The 17,046-nt window shown below is 65.2% G+C and carries 17 protein-coding genes; 15 read left to right on the top strand and 2 right to left on the bottom strand.

Annotation, left to right across the window (positions count from 1 at the left end; all coding sequences use genetic code 11):
• Positions 1-54: 54 nt before the first annotated feature.
• Positions 55-729 (bottom strand): RadC family protein, encoded by a 675-nt coding sequence (radC, locus tag DOM54_RS02175; RefSeq protein ID WP_110714771.1) that lies wholly within the window; start codon positions 727-729, stop codon positions 55-57.
• 231 nt (positions 730-960) lie between these two features.
• On the opposite strand from radC, the gene DOM54_RS02180 reads away from it, so the two are divergent.
• From DOM54_RS02180 to slmA, 15 genes are all read left to right on the top strand, one after another.
• Positions 961-1,665, top strand: a complete 705-nt coding sequence (locus tag DOM54_RS02180; RefSeq protein ID WP_110714772.1) for a GntR family transcriptional regulator — start codon at positions 961-963, stop codon at positions 1,663-1,665.
• Between the two features lie 29 nt (positions 1,666-1,694).
• On the top strand, positions 1,695-2,906 hold the full coding sequence (gene manD, locus DOM54_RS02185; RefSeq protein WP_110714773.1) for a D-mannonate dehydratase ManD: 1,212 nt from the start codon (positions 1,695-1,697) through the stop codon (positions 2,904-2,906).
• Positions 2,907-2,963: 57 nt separating this feature from the next.
• The gene (locus tag DOM54_RS02190; RefSeq protein ID WP_110714774.1) at positions 2,964-3,986 is read left to right on the top strand and encodes a Zn-dependent oxidoreductase; all 1,023 of its coding nucleotides are present in this window, start codon (positions 2,964-2,966) and stop codon (positions 3,984-3,986) included.
• A gap of 100 nt (positions 3,987-4,086) precedes the next feature.
• Positions 4,087-5,070, top strand: a complete 984-nt coding sequence (locus tag DOM54_RS02195) for a TRAP transporter substrate-binding protein (protein ID WP_110714775.1) — start codon at positions 4,087-4,089, stop codon at positions 5,068-5,070.
• 79 nt (positions 5,071-5,149) lie between these two features.
• On the top strand, positions 5,150-5,725 hold the full coding sequence (locus DOM54_RS02200; RefSeq protein ID WP_110714776.1) for a TRAP transporter small permease: 576 nt from the start codon (positions 5,150-5,152) through the stop codon (positions 5,723-5,725).
• Positions 5,725-7,005 carry a TRAP transporter large permease gene (locus DOM54_RS02205; protein ID WP_110714777.1) on the top strand — a complete coding sequence of 427 codons (1,281 nt, stop codon included), beginning with the start codon at positions 5,725-5,727 and terminating at the stop codon, positions 7,003-7,005. Before DOM54_RS02200 ends, DOM54_RS02205 begins: the two co-directional genes overlap by 1 nt.
• A gap of 4 nt (positions 7,006-7,009) precedes the next feature.
• Complete coding sequence (locus tag DOM54_RS02210) at positions 7,010-8,503, top strand: mannitol dehydrogenase family protein (RefSeq protein WP_240613731.1); 1,494 nt, start codon at positions 7,010-7,012, stop codon at positions 8,501-8,503.
• 2 nt (positions 8,504-8,505) lie between these two features.
• Positions 8,506-9,681, top strand: coding sequence for a mannonate dehydratase (gene uxuA / locus DOM54_RS02215; protein ID WP_110714778.1), 1,176 nt, complete (start codon positions 8,506-8,508; stop codon positions 9,679-9,681).
• 96 nt (positions 9,682-9,777) lie between these two features.
• Entirely contained in the window at positions 9,778-10,173 is a 396-nt protein-coding gene (locus DOM54_RS02220) for a hypothetical protein (RefSeq protein ID WP_110714779.1), read from the top strand.
• A gap of 105 nt (positions 10,174-10,278) precedes the next feature.
• Complete coding sequence (gene coaBC, locus DOM54_RS02225) at positions 10,279-11,538, top strand: bifunctional phosphopantothenoylcysteine decarboxylase/phosphopantothenate--cysteine ligase CoaBC (RefSeq protein ID WP_110714780.1); 1,260 nt, start codon at positions 10,279-10,281, stop codon at positions 11,536-11,538.
• Between the two features lie 83 nt (positions 11,539-11,621).
• A complete protein-coding gene (dut, locus tag DOM54_RS02230; protein WP_110714781.1) occupies positions 11,622-12,098 on the top strand; it encodes a dUTP diphosphatase in 477 nt (158 codons plus the stop codon).
• A 46-nt stretch (positions 12,099-12,144) separates the two neighbouring features.
• Entirely contained in the window at positions 12,145-12,696 is a 552-nt protein-coding gene (locus DOM54_RS02235) for a YaeQ family protein (RefSeq protein ID WP_110714782.1), read from the top strand.
• A 43-nt stretch (positions 12,697-12,739) separates the two neighbouring features.
• Positions 12,740-14,158 (top strand): phosphomannomutase/phosphoglucomutase, encoded by a 1,419-nt coding sequence (locus tag DOM54_RS02240; protein WP_110714783.1) that lies wholly within the window; start codon positions 12,740-12,742, stop codon positions 14,156-14,158.
• Positions 14,159-14,250: 92 nt separating this feature from the next.
• Positions 14,251-15,153, top strand: coding sequence for an acetylglutamate kinase (gene argB / locus DOM54_RS02245; RefSeq protein WP_110714784.1), 903 nt, complete (start codon positions 14,251-14,253; stop codon positions 15,151-15,153).
• Positions 15,154-15,276: 123 nt separating this feature from the next.
• Complete coding sequence (slmA, locus tag DOM54_RS02250; protein WP_110714785.1) at positions 15,277-15,897, top strand: nucleoid occlusion factor SlmA; 621 nt, start codon at positions 15,277-15,279, stop codon at positions 15,895-15,897.
• Positions 15,898-16,017: 120 nt separating this feature from the next.
• Here slmA and rpoH read toward each other — a convergent pair whose 3' ends face one another.
• Entirely contained in the window at positions 16,018-16,884 is an 867-nt protein-coding gene (gene rpoH / locus DOM54_RS02255) for an RNA polymerase sigma factor RpoH (protein WP_110714786.1), read from the bottom strand.
• Positions 16,885-17,046: the final 162 nt, after the last annotated feature.

Below are 17,046 nucleotides of genomic sequence, written 5' to 3' on the forward strand. Positions count from 1 at the left end.
ATGTTACCCGAATCCGACACGCCTTCCCATCCGAATCTCGAAATCGAGGCTTTTCTACAACCATCCCCGTTCGGCGAAGGAGATCACCTCGCCATCGCCGATCACGAAGTGGTCCAGCACGCGAATGTCGAACAGCGCCAGCGCCTCGCGCAGACGCTCGGTAATCCGCCGGTCGGCGTCGCTGGGTTCGGCCACGCCGGAGGGGTGGTTGTGGGCGAAGATCACCGCACCGGCATTGTGCGCCAGCGCTCGTCGGGCGACCTCTCGCGGGTAGACGGAGGCGCTGTCCAGCGTGCCCTCGGAGAGGATCTCGAAGCGGATCACCCGATGCTGGGTGTCCAGAAACAGCGCCGCGAATGCCTCATGGTCAAGATGACGCAGCTGCGCGCTCAGGAAAGTCCGCACCAGCGCCGGCGAGGTCAGCGCCGCTTCCCGCTCGAGGAGGCTACCCAGATGACGACGGGACAGCTCGAGCGTAGCCTGGAGCTGCACGAACTTCGCTTCGCCCAAGCCATGCTCGGCGCAGAATCGCTGGCGATCCGCTTCCAGCAACTGGCGTAGCCCACCAAAACTGCTCAGCAGATCCCGCGCCAGATCCACCGCCGAGCGCCCCTTGACCCCGACGCGCAGAAAGATCGCCAGCAACTCGGCATCGGACAGTGCCGTCGACCCCAGCATCAGCAGTTTCTCCCGCGGCCGCTCCCCCTCCGGCCAATCGCGTATGCCCATCGCCGCGTTATCTCCCTCGTTCGCGAAGCCGTGGTTCCTTTCATAGTGCCCCGGCGCCAGCTCGTAGCTCGTAGCTCGTAGCTCGTAGCTGATTAAAAGAGACATCGGCAAAACCGGTTGGAACTGTGACGGTGACCACGTTTCCCTGCGCCCAAAGTCGAATCGTCAACGTGCCAGAAGAACTACCATACTAGTCAGACAAGATAGTCAGCCTTGAACACCGGAGCGCCCTTGACCACGACGACCCTGCAGACACTCTGGAACGCCTCGGATGCCGGACACGTGCGCCAGCGGCTCTACGGCGTGCTGCGTCACGCCATCATCCGGCTGGTACTGGCACCGGGCCAGGCACTCTCCGAAAAGGAGATCGCCGATGCTTTCGAGGTCAGCCGCCAGCCGGTTCGCGAAGCGTTCATCCGCCTTTCCGAAGCGGGGCTGGTCGAGGTCCGCCCCCAACGCGGCACCTTCGTGGTCAAGATTTCGCCACAAGCCGTCTACAGCGCGCGTTTCGTGCGTGAGGCGATCGAGGTGGCGGTGGCCAAGTCGGCCGCCGAACAGGGACTCTCCCGACGCGGAATGGACGATCTGCTGGAACTGGTCGAGCGCCAGCGCCGAACCATCGACAGTGGCGATTACGAACGTTTCTACGTGCTCGACGAAGCCTTCCACCAGACCCTCTCCCGGGAAGCGGGGCATGAATCCGCCTGGCGTTTCACCGAGGAGGTCAAGGCGCATTTCGATCGCGTCCGATACATCAGCGTGCCCGACGGCACACCACTGGAGACGCTGGTCGACCAGCACGCCAGCATCGTCGCGGCGATCGACGCTCGCGATCCGGAAGCCGCCGAGCGAGCCGTGCAGGCGCACCTGAGAGAGCTTTTGACCTCGCTGCCACGCCTGATCGATCGCTTCCCCGACCTGTTCGCCACCCACTGAGGCTGCCGCCTTCGCCAGCCGGAGATTCCATGAAAATCATCGATGCCCGCGTCATCGTCACCAGTCCGGGACGCAATTTCGTCACGCTCAAGCTGATCACCGAATCAGGCATTCACGGTATCGGCGACGCCACCCTCAACGGCCGCGAGATGGCGGTCGCGACTTATCTGGAGGAGCACGTGGTACCGGCGCTGATCGGTCGCGATGCCAGCCGCATCGAGGACACCTGGCAATACCTCTATCGCGGCGCTTACTGGCGCCGCGGCCCGGTGACCATGAGCGCGATCAGTGCGGTGGATATGGCGCTGTGGGATATCAAGGCCAAGGCGGCCGGCATGCCGCTCTATCAGTTGCTGGGCGGCAAGAGCCGCGAGCGGGTGATGACCTACGCCCACTGCACCGGCAAAGACATCGACAGCTGCCTGGAGGAGGTCACCCGTCATGTCGAGCTGGGCTACAAGGCCGTCCGTGTCCAGGCCGGCGTCCCCGGCATCAGGACGATCTACGGTGTCGCCAAGCGTGAAGGCGAGCGCTACGAGCCGGCCGATTCCGAACTCCCTGCCGAGCACGTCTGGAGCACCGAGAAATACCTCAACCACGTGCCGCAACTGTTCGCCGCGGTACGCGAGCGCTTCGGCCACGAGCTGCACCTACTGCATGACGTCCACCACCGGCTGACGCCCATCGAGGCCGCGCGCCTGGGCAAGGCGGTCGAGCCTTACCACCTGTTCTGGCTCGAGGACTGCGTGCCCGCCGAAAACCAGGAGAGCCTGCGCCTGATCCGCGAACATACCACCACGCCACTGGCGATCGGCGAGGTGTTCAACTCGATCCACGACTGCCGCGAGATGATCCAGAACCAGTGGATCGACTACATCCGCATACCGCTGACCCACGGCGGCGGGATCACCCAGCTGCGCCGGATCGCCGACCTGGCCTCGCTCTATCACGTGCGCACCGGCTTCCACGGCCCCACAGACCTTTCGCCGGTGTGTCTCGGCGCCGCGATCCACTTCGATACCTGGGTGCCCAACTTCGGTATCCAGGAGTACATGCCCCACGACCCGCTGACCGACAGCGTGTTCCCCCACGACTATCGCTTCGAGGACGGCCACTTCCTGGTCGGCGAAACGCCTGGGCATGGCGTCGACATCGACGAGGAAGCCGCTGCTCGCTATCCGTTCAAGCGTGCCAGCCTGCCGGTCAATCGGCTCGAGGACGGCACCCTGTGGCACTGGTGAACAGGGCACATGTGAGCCCGCGCAAGGGCGATCGCGACACATCCAGGAGCGTCATCGATGCAAGCCTTTGAAGTCAGCGCCCCACACGCATTCGCCATCGGCGACCGACCTGCACCGAATGCGGCACCGGGCGAAGTGATCGTCGACGTGGCCTTCGCCGGCATCTGCGGCTCGGACATGCACATCATCCATGGCGACAACGCCTTCGTGCAGTTCCCGCGGATCACCGGCCACGAGTTCGCCGGGGTCATCCGCGCCGTGGGCGATGGCGTCGACCCCGCCCGTGTCGGCGAGCGTGTCTGTATCGACCCGGTCGTCAACTGCGGCCGGTGCTATCCCTGCCGGATCGGTCGTCCCAACGTCTGCAGCGCCATGCAGGTGATCGGCGTGCACAGAAATGGCGGCTTCGCCGAGCAGGTCAACGTGCCGGCGGCCAACGCCCATCGACTGCCCGACGGTCTCGACCTCGATGCCGCCGCGCTGGTCGAGCCCTACTCCATCGCCGCCAACGTGCTTTCGCGGATGGACCCTCGGCCCGGCGACCGCCTGCTGGTGATCGGTGCCGGCGTGATCGGCCTGACCGTGCTGCAGATGGCGCGCGCCCTGGGCCTGGAGCAGGTGATCGTCACCGACATCCTCGACGAGCGCCTCGCCACGGCTCGCGAGCTGGGTGCCAGTCACACCATCAACGGCCGCAGCGAAGATCTCGAACAGGCCGTGCTGGCCGCTACCGAGGGCGAGGGCATCCCGCTGATTGCCGATGCCGCCTGCGTACCGGCCATGCTGCCCACAATACTGCGCATGGCCTGTCCCGCCGCGCGCATCGGCCTGCTGGGTTTCAGTCCGACGCCCAGCGACCTGGTTCAGTTGGAGGTGATCAAGAAGGAGCTGACACTGGTCGGCTCCCGCCTGAACAACCGCAAATTCCCGGAGGTGATCGAGCATATCGCCACGGGTCGTCTCGATCCCAAGGCGCTGATCAGCCATCGCGTCCCCCTGACCGAGATGCCCGGTGCCATCGATCTGCTCGAGAACCATCCGGAACAGGCGCGCAAGGTGCTGGTGAAAATCTCGCCTTGAACGTCCGCTCGAGTCCGCCACCCATGCCGGAAGAGATCCGGAACAGCGCTGGCCCGGACAACAACACCGACGCGTATCAACGCGACAGGAGACTCACGCCATGTTGACGACGACAACCCTCAAGCATCTGCTGGCCGGCGCGGCCCTCGGGGCCACGCTACTGGGCAGCCAAGCGGCAATGGCTGCGGATTACACACTGAAGTTCGGCCATCTGGCCAACGAGCAGAATATCTGGAACAAGGCCGCGCTGAAGTTCAAGGAACGGGTGGAAGCCAACTCCGACGGCCGGATCGAAGTCCAGGTCTTTCCCAACGAGCAGCTCGGCACCGAAATGGATGTGATCAACAGCATCCAGCTCGGCACCGCCGACATGACCATCACCGGCGAGAGCCTCCAGAACTGGGCGCCCAAGGCGGCGATGATGGCCGTGCCCTACCTGTTCCGTGACGCCGACCAGATGCGCAAGGCCGTGGAGGGCGACGTCGGCCAGCAGATCGAGTCGCAGATCACCGAGCGCACCGGCCTGGTGCCGCTGGCCTGGTTCGAGCGCGGTCCCCGCGAGCTCACCTCCAATCGCCCCATCAAGACCCCGGACGACCTCGACGGCCTGCGCATTCGCGTACCCAACGTGCCGCTGTTCGTCGACACCTGGGAAGCGCTGGGCGCCCGCCCGACCCCGATGGCGTTCAGCGAAGTCTTCACCTCGCTGCAGCAGAACACCATCGAGGCCCAGGAGAATCCGCTGAGCCTGATCGAAAGCGCCAGCTTCAACGAGGTGCAGAAGTACGTCGACATGACCGACCACGTGCGCAGCTGGATCTACGTGGTGATCGGCAAGCAGAAACTCGAATCGATGCCGGACGATCTGCAGAGCGTGGTGAGAGATGCCGCGAGCGAGATGCAGTCCTACGAGGAGAAGCTGTTCGTCGAGGACCAGAAGCGTCTCGAACAGGCGCTCAAGGACAAGGGCATGACGTTCGTCGAGGTGGATCAGGCCGCCTTCGCCAAGAAAGCCGAACCTGCCGTGCTCGACGCCTTGGACGACGAGCAGAAAGCGCTCTACAAGGCCATCCAGGCGCTGTAATCCCCTGCGGGTTACGAGCCCATGACCTCGGGGGCAGCGCGCTCGCCGCCCCCGTTTCTCATCTCGTCGGGAGACCGCCATGTCGCAACCACAGACGGAGATTCACCAGGAGATCCAGGAAAACCTCGAGACGCTGACCCGCGTTCCGCGACTGGGTGGCCCCATCGGCCGACTGGCCAACGCCCTCGACCGCGTTCTGCTGACACTGGCCGTCATCGCGCTGGTGGGCCTGTCGCTGACCGTGCTGCTGCAGGTCGCCTCGCGTCTGTTCCTGCCGATCACGCTCTCCTGGACCGAAGAGCTGACCCGCTACCTTTTCATCTACATGGTGGCGATGGGTGCCGGCGTGGTGCAGCACCGTCATCGCCACGTCAACGTGGAGCTGTTCCACGGCCGGCTCGGTTTCCGTGGTCGGGCCGCCTACCTGGCGCTGGTCTCGGCGATCACGTGCGCCTTCACGCTGGTGGTGCTGCCCAACGCCTGGCAGTTCGCCCAGATCGGCGCGTTCCAGACCTCGCCGACGCTGCGCATCCCCATGCTCTACATCTTCTTCTCATCGGTGGTGCTGTTCGCCACGCTGCTGCTCTACAGCCTGATCGGCCTCGCCGAGGGCATCATCGCCATGGTTCGTGGTGAACGCCAGGAGGCGCTCTGATGGAAATCGCCGTTCTCTTCACCACCTTTCTGATCCTGCTGCTGATCGGTCTGCCGATCGCCTTCTGTCTCGGCGTGTCGTCACTCGCCTACCTGATGCTTGGCGGTATCTCGTTGACCATCGTGCCGCAGCGCATGTTTTCCGGCATCGACTCCTTCGTGCTGCTCTGCATTCCCGGCTTCGTGATGGCCGGTAACCTGATGAACGTGGGCAATATCACCCAGCATATCGTGCGCTTCTCCAACGCCCTGGTCGGCCACATTCGCGGCGGCCTGGGCCTGGCCAACGTCGGCGGTTCGATGATCTTCAGCGGCATCTCCGGCACCGCGGTGGCGGATGCCGCCAGCATCGGCTCGGTGATGATCCCGGGCATGTCCAAGGCCGGCTACGACAAGCCGTTCGCCGCCGCCATCACGGCTGCCTCATCCACCATCGGCCCGATCATTCCGCCCAGCGTGCCGATGATCATCGTTGGCTCGCTCTCCGGCATCTCCGTCGGCCGCATGTTCCTCGCCGGCGCGCTGCCCGGCCTGCTGCTGGGCGTGGCGATGATGATCACCGCCTACTGGCTGGCGGTGCGGCGCGGCTACCCCAAGGAGAAGCGCGCCACCTTCAGGGAGTTGATCAAGGAAGGCCGCAGCGCGTTCTGGGCGCTGCTGATGACCTTCATCATCCTCTACGGCATCATCGGCGGCCTGTTCACCCCGACCGAAGCGTCGATCGTCGCCAGTCTCTACGCACTGCTGGTGGGCACTTTCGTCTACAAGGGCATCAACTGGCGCAACCTGGGCGGGATCCTGTCCGACACCGTCATCACCTCGGCCTCGCTGATGCTGCTCGTCGGCCTGGCCAACCTGTTCGGCTGGATTCTGACCAGCCAGCAGATCCCCCAGTTGCTCGCCGACACGATTCTCGGCATCAGCAGCAACCCGATCGTGGTCATCCTGATCCTCAACCTGATCCTGCTGTTCGTCGGCGCATTCATGGAGACCATCGCTGCGCTGATCATCCTGTTCCCGGCCCTGCTTGGCGTGGCGACGGGGGTCGGCATGGACCCGATCCACTTCGGTGTGATGGCGGTACTGAACCTGATGATCGGCCTGACCACGCCACCGGTGGGCGTCTGCCTGTTCGTGGTCTCGAGCATCGGCAAGCTGCCCATGCTACGGGTAGCGAAAGCCATCGTGCCGTTCCTGATCTGCAACCTGATCGTGCTGATGCTGGTATCGTTCGTGCCGGCGCTATCACTGTGGCTGCCCAACCTGCTGATGGGGAAATAGCCTCGTGATCGCAGCCGACATCAACATCGAGCGCAAGCCGAGCCGGCGGCCCCCGAGCGGGATCGGTATCGTCCACCTGGGCCTGGGCGCCTTTCACCGCGCCCATCAGGCGGTCTACGTGCAGCGATATATCGATCGGGCCGGTGCGGACGACTGGGGCATCTGCAGCGCCAATATCCGCGCCAATCGCACCCTGGTCGATCAGCTCCGCGACGGCGACTGCCGCTACCACGTCGCCGAGTACAGCGACGATGAACACGTCACCCTGCGGGAAGTCACCGCCATCCGTGAAGCGCTCTACGCAGGACCGGATGGCCCGGACCGGGAGGCACTGCTGGCGCGGATGAGCGACCCTGCGGTTCGCATCGTCACACTGACCGTGACCGAAAAGGGCTATTTCCTCAGCCCGGGCAGCGGCGAGCTGCTGGCCGACGCGCCACCGATCGTCCACGACATTGCCGAGCCCCGGTCGCCTCATACCGCCCCGGGCATGCTGGTGGAAGCGCTCGTTCGCCGCCGAGCGGCCGGCGTCGAGCCCTTTACCGTGCTCTGCTGCGACAACATGCCCCACAACGGCCGGCGCACGCGTCGCGCGGTGATTTCGCTGGCCCGGCATCGCGAGTCGGCACTAGCCGACTGGATCGAGGCCAATGTCGCGTTCCCTTCGAGCATGGTGGATCGCATCGTGCCGGCGATGACCGACGCGGACCGCAAGCGCCTGGCCGGATTGGGTATCGACGACCCTGCCGCCGTGGTGTGCGAGACCTTCAGCCAATGGGTCGTCGAGGACCATTTCCCGCTGGGCCGACCGGACTGGGAGTTCGATGGCGTCGAGATGGTCGCCGATGTCGCACCGTTCGAAACCATGAAGCTGCGCCTGCTCAACGGCGCCCACTCGCTGCTCGCCTATGTTGGCACGCTGGCCGGCATCGAGACGGTCGATGCCGGCGTCGCGCGCCCGGCGTTTCGCGGGTTGCTCCAGTACTACTGGCAGCAGGAAGCGATCCCGACGCTGTCACTGCCGGCAGGGAGTGATGCCGTCGCCTACACCGACAGCCTGCTGGCCCGCTTCGGCAACGATAGCCTGCGCCATCGGCTGCAGCAGATCGCCATGGACGGCTCGCAGAAGCTACCCCAGCGCTGGCTGGCCGGCGGTGTCGAAAGCCTGACGGCGAACGACGGTGCGGACCTGCGCGCCACCGCGCTCGGCATCGCGGCCTGGATTCGCTACACCGCCGGCACTGATCTCAACAACCAGCCGCATCCGGTGGACGACCCCCTGGCCGAGACGTTCGCGACGCTCCACCGTCGTCACGGCGACGACCCCGCCGCGCTGATCGACGCCTTCCTCGCCCTCGATGCCGTGTTTCCCGCGGCAATGCGCGACGACCGGCTGTTCTCCCGGCAGATCCTCGCGGCACTGGCGCGACTGGAAAACGACGGCGTGGAGTCCGCCATTGCCGCCTTGACCCTCAACGCTTCTGATCGGGACGCTTGATCATGGAACATACCTGGCGCTGGTTCGGCCCGGCCGACCCCATCACCCTCGACGAAATCCGCCAGGCCGGCGCAACCGGCATCGTCACCGCACTGCATGACATTCCCAATGGCGAGGTGTGGCCGGTGGACGCGATCGCCGCGCGCAAGCGAATGATCGAAGCCGCCGGCCTCGTCTGGTCCGTGGTGGAGAGCGTGCCGGTTCATGAAGCGATCAAGCGAGGGCTGCCGGAAGCCGAGCACTATATCGAGAGCTACCGCCGGACGCTGGCCAATCTCGGCGAATGCGGTATCGACGTGGTCTGCTATAACTTCATGCCGATCCTCGACTGGACTCGCACCGACCTCGCCTGGCCGTTGCCGCATGGCGGGACCGCGCTACGTTTCGACCAGACGGCCTTTGCGGCCTTCGACCTCTTTCTGCTCCGGCGCGAAGGTGCACAGGCGGATTACGGCGACGCCGAGCGGGAAGCTGCCAGAGCCTACCTCGACACGCTCGATGACGCGGCGCGAACACGCCTGATCGACACCGTCATCGCCGGGCTGCCAGGCACCGAGGAGCACTACACCCTCGATGACTTTCGCCATGCCCTTGCCGCCTATCGTGGCATCGATGCCGAACGCTTGCGCGCCAATCTGGCAGCATTCCTGCGGGCCGTCGTCCCCGCGGCAGAGCAAGCCGGGGTGCGCCTGGCGATCCACCCGGACGATCCGCCCCGCGAACTGCTGGGACTGCCGCGGGTCGTATCGACCGCCGAGGATGCCCAGTTCGTGCTCGACAGCGCCCCGAGCCCCGCCAACGGCCTGACGTTCTGCACCGGCTCCTACGGCGTTCGCGAGGACAACGATCTCGTCGCCATGGCCGGACGCTTCGCGCCTTACATCCATTTCGTGCATCTGCGCGCGACCCGGCGCGAAGCCGATCCGCTCAGTTTCCACGAGGCCGAGCACCTGGACGGCGACGTCGACATGGTCGGGGTGATCGCCGAGCTGGTTCGCGAACAGCGGCGTCGCCAGCGTGACGGCGGTCCTCGTCTGCCCATGCGCCCCGATCACGGCCACCACCTGCTCGACGATCTCCACCGCGACACTCGCCCCGGCTACCCGCTGATCGGCCGGCTCAAGGGGCTGGCCGAACTGCGCGGGGTGGAACTTGCGATAGCGCGGCTCTGTCGATGACCCGACGCATCTCCTTCACGCCTTTCCACGTAAGCTTCTCAGTACGGCAGACTCGTACGACCACCATTCACGCAATAGCGCGGGGGTTCATGAACCATGCCGATCAAGACATCACCGGTCCCTCCCACGGCCCGAATATTGCCGATCCTCTGGCTGGCTGCCACGCTGGCGGCGCTCGCCTTCGCGGCCACGGCAACCGCCGCCGAGGGCGAACGACTCAGCGGCGACGAGATCCAGCAGCAGGTCTGGGGGCATCGCGTGCAGGGCGCCATGGCGGGCGGCCAGCAGTACGACGAAGTCTATCGCCAGGACGGCAAGATCGAGGGCGACGGCTATACCGGCCAGGCCACGATCGTCGATGATCGCATGTGCTTCGACTACGGCGATGGTCAACCGGCCTGTTATGGCGTTCGCCACGACGGTGACGAGAGCATCGAGTGGCTCGACGGCAACGAGGTCGTCGGTGAAGGCGAGCTCAGCAACGCCGAGTGATCGCCACGGGTGGCCGCTGCAACGGCGGTCGCCACTTCCAGCGCACCATTACGCAACCCGCAACCGCAGTGGTATGGTAACGACCGAACCATCAGGACAGATCCCATGTCGCTACCGATTGGTCCGGGATTGGCCGGAACCCGAATCCTGCTCGGCATCAGCGCCGGCATTGCCGCCTACAAGAGCGCCCATCTCGCCCGTTTGTTGAAGAAGACGGGGGCCGAAGTCCGCGTGGTCATGACCGAGGGCGCGCAGGCTTTCATTACCCCGCTGACGCTGCAGGCATTGACCGGCGAGCCGGTGCGGACGTCGCTGCTGGATCCGGAAGCCGAAGCCGGCATGGGCCACATCGAGCTGGCGAAATGGGCGGATATCATCCTGATCGCACCTGCCACCGCCGATGTGATGGCACGGCTGGCCCACGGTCACGCCGACGACCTGCTGACCACGCTCTGCCTTGCCACCGAAGCCCGCTGCCTGATGGCGCCGGCCATGAACCAGGCAATGTGGCGTCATCCGGCGACCCTGGCCAATGCCGACCGGCTGCAGGAACTGGGCTGGACGCTGCTGGGTCCCGACGCCGGCGACCAGGCCTGCGGCGACGTCGGCCTCGGCCGCATGCTGGAGCCAGACACCATTCTTGCCCGGCTGATGGGCGAGCTCGAACCGGCCCGGGACAAGGCGTCACGGGTGATGCCCGTGCACCGGGATCTGCACGGCAAGCGCGTGGTCATCACCGCCGGCCCCACCCGCGAAGCGCTGGACCCGGTGCGCTATCTCTCCAACCACAGCTCCGGCAAGATGGGCTACGCCCTGGCCGCGGCCTGCGCCGAGCGTGGCGCCAGCGTCACGCTGGTCAGCGGCCCGGCGACGCTCTCGACACCGCCCGGTGTCGAACGGATCGACGTGATCTCGGCGGTGGAGATGCTGACTGCGGTCGAGTCCCGAATGCCTTGCGATCTGTTCATCGGCTGTGCCGCGGTGGCCGACTACCGCGCCGCCGCCGTCAGCGAACACAAGTTGAAGAAAACCGAAGACGCCGGCGGGCTGACCCTCGAGCTGGTACGCAATCCGGATATCGTCGCCACGATCGCGGCGCGTGCGGACCGCCCGTTCACGGTCGGCTTTGCCGCCGAGACCCAGTCGTTGGAGACACACGCCGGCAGCAAGCTCGAACGCAAGCGCCTGGACCTGATCGTCGCCAACGATGTCTCCCTCGAGGGGGTCGGCTTCGGCGGCGACGACAATGCCGCCACGCTGCTGTGGCGGGAGCGGGAGCGGACCCAGCGCCACGCGTTGCCACGTCAGCCCAAGACGGCACTGGCCAACGCCATCGTCGATCACATCGCCGATCGCCTGCGCTAGCGCATCCGGCCCGCCTCCCAGCGGTGATAAGCTGTGTGGCTTGCTCCCCATCTCACTTCATGCACCCTCAGGAACGACGCTTCATGTCACTCAGCACTTCGCCCGCCAGACCCAAGCTCTCGGTCAAGATCGTCGATGAGCGGGTACACGACTACCCGCTGCCTCACTACGCCACCACAGGCAGCGCCGGCATGGACCTGCGCGCGTTGCTAGACGAAGCGTTGACGCTGGCGCCCGGCGACACGGCCCTGGTCCGCACCGGCCTGGCCATCCACATCGGTGACCCGGGCCTGGCCGGCGTCGTCCTGCCGCGTTCCGGCCTCGGCCACAAGCACGGTATCGTGCTCGGCAATCTGGTCGGGCTGATCGATTCGGACTACCAGGGCGAGCTGATGATCTCGGTCTGGAACCGCGGTCAGGAGACGTTCGTGCTCGAGCCCGGCGAGCGGCTGGCGCAGTACGTGCTGGTGCCGGTGGTCCAGGCCGAGCTCGACATCGTCGAGGAGTTCGTTGCTACCGAGCGCGCGGGCGGCGGGTTCGGCCACTCCGGCCGGCAGTGAATCGCACCCCGCCTCCCTACAGCCGTTCTCTGCAAGGACATCTCACGTGGCGCTAAGCGCAACCATCTATAAAGCGAAACTCAACGTCAGCGATCTGGACCGCCACTACTATGGCGATCATGCGCTGACCGTGGCCTGCCACCCCTCCGAGACGGCGACGCGACTGATGGTGCGCCTGCTGGCATTCATCGACAATGCGCATGCTATCGGCGCCGACAACGATCTCGCCATGACGCGCGGTCTGAGCACCGACGACGAGCCGGATCTCTGGCTCAAGGCACCGGATGGGCGAATCCTCTTGTGGATAGAATTGGGCGAGCCGTCGCTGAAGCGCATCAAGCAGGGCCTTTCCCGGGCGGAACGAGTAGTGGTCTACCCCTACGCCCCGCGCAGTGCGGCACAGTGGTGGAAGAAGCTCGAAAGCGATGTTCGGGACCTGCCCCGAGTGGCGGTCTGGAGCCCGCCGGCGGAGCCGCTGGCGGCGCTGACCGCGCTCGTCGAGCGCAACCTGAGCCTCGACGCCACCCTGATGGAAGGCGAATGGCTGATGACCGACGGCCAGGCTTCTGTGGCACTGGAGTTCGAGCGCTGGGCATGAATCTCGCGTCGAAGCCGTTCGCGAAACAAAGGAAGATGGGAACATGACGACGAATGAGCGGCCCGGTACCGACGTACCGGCCTCGATCTTCAGGGCCTACGACATTCGCGGTATCGTCGACGAGATGTTGACCGAGGAAACCGTGGAATGGATCGGTCGTGCGGTGGGTAGCGAAGCGGAGGCGAGGGGTCAACAGACGGTGATCGTCGCCCGTGATGGCCGCCACTCCGGCCCTCGCCTCCAGGCGGCGCTGATCCGCGGACTGCGCGCCGCCGGCAGGGACGTGATCGATATCGGCCGCGTGCCGACCCCGGTCCTCTATTTCGCCACCGCGACGCTGGACGAGAGCCGTAGCGGCGTGATGGTGACCGGCAGCCACAATCCGCCGGACTATAACGGCTTCAAGATCGTGCTCGACGGCGTCGCCATCTCCGGAGAGGCGATCACTGGCCTGCTTGAGCGCATCCGCAGCGGCGAGTTGAGCGAAGGCGAAGGCTCGCTGGAGCAGCGCGATATCAGCGAGGCTTACCTTCAGCGCATCCTGGGTGACGTCTCGCTCGACCAGTCCCGCACCGGGCGTCCGCTCAAGGTGGTAGTGGATTGCGGCAACGGCGTCGCCGGCGAACTGGGGCCCAGGCTGATCGAGGCGCTGGGGGCGGAGACCGTCCCGCTGTTTGCCGAGATCGACGGCGACTTCCCCAACCACCACCCCGACCCCGGCAAGCCGGAGAACCTTGTCGACCTGATCGCCAAGGTCCGGGAGACCGGAGCCGATGTGGGGCTGGCTTTCGACGGCGATGGCGATCGCCTGGGCGTGGTCACGCCGGCCGGCGAGATGATCTACCCGGACCGGCTGATGATGGCATTCGCCACCGACCTGCTCGAGCGGGATCCTGGCGCGCGTATCGTCTTCGACGTCAAGTGCACCGGCAATCTGGCCCAGATCATCGAGCGGGCCGGCGGCGAGCCCGAGATGTGGCGCACCGGCCACTCGCTGATCAAGGCACGCATGAAGGAGACCGGCGCGCAGTTGGGCGGCGAGATGAGCGGCCACATCTTCTTCGCCGAACGCTGGTACGGCTTTGACGACGGCCTCTATGCCGCTGCCCGGCTGCTGGAAATTCTGTCGCGCCAGACGGTGGATGCCGATCGCTACTTCAGCGCGTTTCCGCAGGACGTCAGCACCCCGGAACTGAACGCCCCGGTGACCGACGAGGAGAAGTTCGCGATCGTCGAGCGACTGGCCGAGAATGGCGACTTCGGTCAGGATGGCATCAAGACGACGCTGGACGGCATCCGCGTCGACTATCCCGATGGCTGGGGGCTCTGCCGGGCCTCCAACACCACGCCGATGCTGGTCCTGCGATTCGAGGGCAAGGACCGGGCGGCACTGGCGCGTATCCAACGGCGGTTCGGCGCCGCGGTGCTCGCGGTAGCACCGCACGTCGAACTGCCGTTCTGAGATCGCAGCGCACGAGACATCTGCAACAACAGGGAACGCGCCGCCGGTTCCGGTAGGCTCACGGCGCACAGACATTGGAGAGATAACGCCTCATGAACGAGAGCCCGCGCGACCCGCGCCAGGTGGTCGAGATCCTGTCGGAGGCGCTGCCCTACATCCAGCGCTATTCGGGCAAGACGGTGGTGGTCAAGTATGGCGGCAACGCCATGACCGAGGACAAGCTGATCGACTCCTTCGCTCGCGACATGGTGTTGATGAAGGAGGTCGGCATCAACCCGGTGGTGGTGCACGGCGGCGGCCCGCAGATCGGCCAGTTGCTGGCCCGGCTCAACATCGAATCACGCTTCGTCAACGGCATGCGCGTGACCGATGCCGAAACCATGGACGTGGTCGAGATGGTGCTGGGCGGACTGGTCAACAAGAACATCGTGACCCAGATCAATCAGTGTGGCGGCAAGGCGATCGGCCTGACCGGCAAGGACAACGCCCAGATCCGGGCGCGCCAGCTCAAGGTCGAACAGTACAATCCGGCACTGGCCGAACCCGAGATCATCGATATCGGCCATGTCGGCGAGGTCGAGCACATCTCCACCGACCTGATCGAGATGCTCTCGAAGGCCGACTACATCCCGGTGATCGCGCCGATCGGGGTCGATCGCGAAGGTCATAGCTACAATATCAACGCCGATCTGGTCGCCGGCAAGGTGGCGGAAGCGCTCAAGGCCGAAAAGCTGATGCTGTTGACCAACGTCGCGGGGCTGCAGGATGCCCAGGGCAACGTCATGACCGGTCTCTCGACCGAGCAGGTCGACGCCTTGATTGCCGACGGGACAATCTACGGCGGCATGCTGCCGAAGATCCGTTGCGCCCTGGATGCCGTCAAGGGCGGTGTCGGCAGCGCTGTCATCGTCGATGGCCGCGTCGTCCATTCGACCCTGCTGGAGATCTTCACCGATGCCGGGGTCGGCACCCAGATCACCGATCATCGGGGCTGAACCCGACAAGAGCCTCTTTTCATACATCGCGGGCGTGGAAGGCCCTCCCGGGTGCCAGACAATCGACGCGCACCCGGGACGCTCCAGGAAGGAGCCTCGACGAGACAACCGATAAGAATCGCCATGACGCAGGCAACCCCCCAACTCTCCCGCCGTGAGCAGATCCTCCAGGCACTGGCACTGATGCTCGAGGAGGACAGCGGCAAGCGTATCACCACCGCCGCCCTGGCCCGCCAGGTCGGCGTCAGCGAGGCGGCGCTGTACCGCCACTTCCCGAGCAAGGCGCGCATGTTCGAGGGGCTGATCGAGTTCATCGAAGCCAGCCTGTTCGAGCGTATCCGCCGCATCCTCGACGACGAGCCGTCGGCTCTCGTCCGCTGCGAGACGATCGTTCAGCTCGTGCTGGCCTTCGCCGAGAAGAACCCGGGTCTCAGCCGGCTGATGGACGGCGATGTGCTGACGGGCGAAACCGCCCGGCTGCGCACCCGCATGTCGCAACTGTTCGAGCGGCTCGAAACCCAGTTGAAGCAGATCCTGCGCGAGGCCGAACTGCGCGAGGGGCTGCGCCCGCAACTGCCGGTCTCCGCCGCCGCCAACCTGCTCTCGGCCTTCGTCGAGGGCCGCATCAGCCAGTACGTGCGCAGCGATTTCCGTTACCGACCCACCGCCCACTGGGAGGACCAGTGGCGTCTGCTGGGCGGTGGGCTGCTGACCACGACGACCCACCAGACGACGTCCGTCTAGCGGCGAGTCCGGAGTGCCCGAACGCAAAAAGCCCGGCGATTGCCGGGCTTTATGCGTCTCTGCCTGAAGCGATGGCCTGCCTGGAGCTTGCCGCCCCCGATTCATCAGCCCCGGGGTTGCCTACGCCGCGATGGTGTCGCCGAGCTGCTGCTTGATCTTCTTCATCGCATTCTTCTCGAGCTGGCGAATACGCTCGGCGGAAACGCCGTAGACATCCGCCAGGTCGTGCAGCGTGGACTTGTGCTCCGAGAGCCAGCGTCGCTGCAGGATATCGCGAGAGCGGTCATCCAGCTCGCTCAGCGCTTCCCGCAGGCGACGCGTATAGTCGGCTTCCCAGTCGTCCGCCTCAAGCTGCGCCGCCGGATCGAAGCTGTGATCCTCGAGGTACTGGGCCGGCGCCTGATAGCTCTGCTCGTCGTCCTCGCCCGGCGAAGCGTCGAAGCCGGCGTCATAGGAAGCCAGCCGGCCCTCCATCTCGCGCACCACCTTGGGCTTGACGTCGAGGTCCTTGGCGATGGCATCGACCTCGTCGTTATTCAACCAGGCCAGACGCTTCTTGGCACTGCGCAGGTTGAAGAACAGCTTGCGCTGGGCCTTGGTAGTGGCGATCTTGACGATCCGCCAGTTGCGCAGTACATACTCGTGGATCTCCGCCTTGATCCAGTGCACCGCGAACGACACCAGACGAACGCCTTGATACGGATCGAACCGCTTGACCGCCTTCATCAGGCCGACGTTGCCTTCCTGGATCAGGTCCGCCTGGGGCAGACCGTAGCCTGAATAGCTGCGGGCGATGTGAACGACGAAGCGGAGGTGAGACATGATCAGACGACGAGCCGACTCGAGGTCATCCTCCTCGTGCAGCCGCACGGCAAGGTCATGCTCCTCGTCCGCCGTCAGTATGGGAATGCCGTTGACGGCCTGAATGTAGCCGTTGAGATCGTGCCCCGGGGAAAGATTCCCGATGGATTGAAGACTGGTGCTCATGTGCGTTGTCTCCATGGTTGACGACGTGTCAATGGGGAGAGCCAGTCGGCTCGATCCACCGGAAACACGCCGCAACAGGTTGTTCTGCCTGTTTGCGAGGATACCTGATGAGACCCTCAATCTAGACAAAAGTTCAAGAAGTTCGCCAGCCTCGATGACTCG

Origin of the sequence: Salinicola acroporae (genome assembly GCF_003206615.1) — a bacterium.
Taxonomy (GTDB): Bacteria; Pseudomonadota; Gammaproteobacteria; order Pseudomonadales; family Halomonadaceae; genus Salinicola; species Salinicola acroporae.

Coding starts and splice junctions, on each gene's coding strand:
- DOM54_RS02190 (WP_110714774.1), top strand. CDS start 2,964: ATGCAAGCCTTTGAAGTCAGCGCCCCACACGCATTCGCCATCGGCGAC.
- coaBC (WP_110714780.1), top strand. CDS start 10,279: ATGTCGCTACCGATTGGTCCGGGATTGGCCGGAACCCGAATCCTGCTC.
- DOM54_RS02220 (WP_110714779.1), top strand. CDS start 9,778: ATGCCGATCAAGACATCACCGGTCCCTCCCACGGCCCGAATATTGCCG.
- DOM54_RS02205 (WP_110714777.1), top strand. CDS start 5,725: ATGGAAATCGCCGTTCTCTTCACCACCTTTCTGATCCTGCTGCTGATC.
- DOM54_RS02240 (WP_110714783.1), top strand. CDS start 12,740: ATGACGACGAATGAGCGGCCCGGTACCGACGTACCGGCCTCGATCTTC.
- DOM54_RS02195 (WP_110714775.1), top strand. CDS start 4,087: ATGTTGACGACGACAACCCTCAAGCATCTGCTGGCCGGCGCGGCCCTC.
- DOM54_RS02200 (WP_110714776.1), top strand. CDS start 5,150: ATGTCGCAACCACAGACGGAGATTCACCAGGAGATCCAGGAAAACCTC.
- radC (WP_110714771.1), bottom strand. CDS start 729: ATGGGCATACGCGATTGGCCGGAGGGGGAGCGGCCGCGGGAGAAACTG.
- manD (WP_110714773.1), top strand. CDS start 1,695: ATGAAAATCATCGATGCCCGCGTCATCGTCACCAGTCCGGGACGCAAT.
- uxuA (WP_110714778.1), top strand. CDS start 8,506: ATGGAACATACCTGGCGCTGGTTCGGCCCGGCCGACCCCATCACCCTC.
- argB (WP_110714784.1), top strand. CDS start 14,251: ATGAACGAGAGCCCGCGCGACCCGCGCCAGGTGGTCGAGATCCTGTCG.
- rpoH (WP_110714786.1), bottom strand. CDS start 16,884: ATGAGCACCAGTCTTCAATCCATCGGGAATCTTTCCCCGGGGCACGAT.
- slmA (WP_110714785.1), top strand. CDS start 15,277: ATGACGCAGGCAACCCCCCAACTCTCCCGCCGTGAGCAGATCCTCCAG.
- dut (WP_110714781.1), top strand. CDS start 11,622: ATGTCACTCAGCACTTCGCCCGCCAGACCCAAGCTCTCGGTCAAGATC.